Source organism: Neisseria sp. HMSC078C12, from assembly GCF_001838065.1.
Lineage (GTDB): Bacteria > Pseudomonadota > Gammaproteobacteria > Burkholderiales > Neisseriaceae > Neisseria.
Genome location: NZ_KV835619.1, coordinates 1 through 1,093 on the forward strand (window position 1 = coordinate 1; position 1,093 = coordinate 1,093).

Annotated in this window: 2 pseudogenes; both read right to left on the bottom strand. The window is 44.4% G+C overall.

From position 1 onward, the window contains the following. Positions 1–229: pseudogene (locus HMPREF2596_RS11095) on the bottom strand (transposase); the annotation flags it as partial. 660 nt (positions 230–889) lie between these two features. Continuing rightward, a pseudogene (locus HMPREF2596_RS11695) lies at positions 890–1,093 on the bottom strand (RHS repeat protein); the annotation flags it as partial.

Sequence of the window (1,093 nt, forward strand, 5' to 3'; positions counted from 1 at the left end):
TCGAGTTCGGGATCGGAGAGGCTGTGCCATTGTCCGAGCAGGACGGCTTTGAACATGGACAGCAGGGGATAGGCGGGACGGCCGCGGTGGTCTCGAAGGTAACGGGTTCTTTGACGATTCAGTGTTCGATCGGTTGCCAATCAATTACTTGATCCAACTTCAATAGTGGGAAGCGGTCGATGTGTTTGGCAATCATGGCTTGGGCAGTTTGCTGGAAGAAGGTGGTCATGGAAAATCCCCTGAATGTCTTAGTAGGAATTTAGGGGATTTTTGGGGGGATTTTGCAAAGGTCTCGGCCGTCTGAAAAACCTTTCAGACGGCCTTTTTGTTTTTGAATATTGTAAGTGATTGTAGAATTAAGAAAAACAGGAATTGATAGACTAAAATACTAGCATTATTAATTTAACATAATATAAATTATTTTCCTTTTTCCTATTCTTCTACAAATTCCGCTTTTTGTTCCTATATGTTAAATGAGAATTAATGATACTCTATAGAGTAGGTCAATAGTACTCCAATTTTTAGTATAAAATCAATAGGTTTTAAGAGAAATTTGGCTGTAACTCTACCACTTAATTATTGAGTAGTAGAGTAGGGAACTTATTACGATACCAAGTACCTTCAACTCATAGCATATAGCTAATTTATAATGTAAAGGCCATCTGAATATCAGACGGCCTTCTGTCTATTAGAATTTAGACATTGTAAATGTCTTCGTTCTTCACATTTTCTTAAGGCTTCCGCTTCAGTCGTACCCGGAGGGTTTATACCAAAAAAAGCTGAACCGCCAGTTCAGTGCGTCGTATCGGTACACCCATGTCTGTTTGTCCCAGCCGCCGCTTTCATTTCGGCGGAACACTTCCGCTTTCTCCAGCCGGTCGTACAGGTCGTAGTACAGGTTGTGCTGTCTGCCGTCGGGCAGGACGGTGGCGGTACGGTTGCCGTTGAAATCGTAGTGGTAGCGGACGGTTTCGGTAACGGGCAGATACAGCATGTCGTACTGCGCATCGCGCCAGTCGGTTTCGGGTAAGCCGTTTTGAGCGTTCTCTTCTTTGCTCGGCACCTTCCATTGGTGCTGGCCGATGATTTGGCC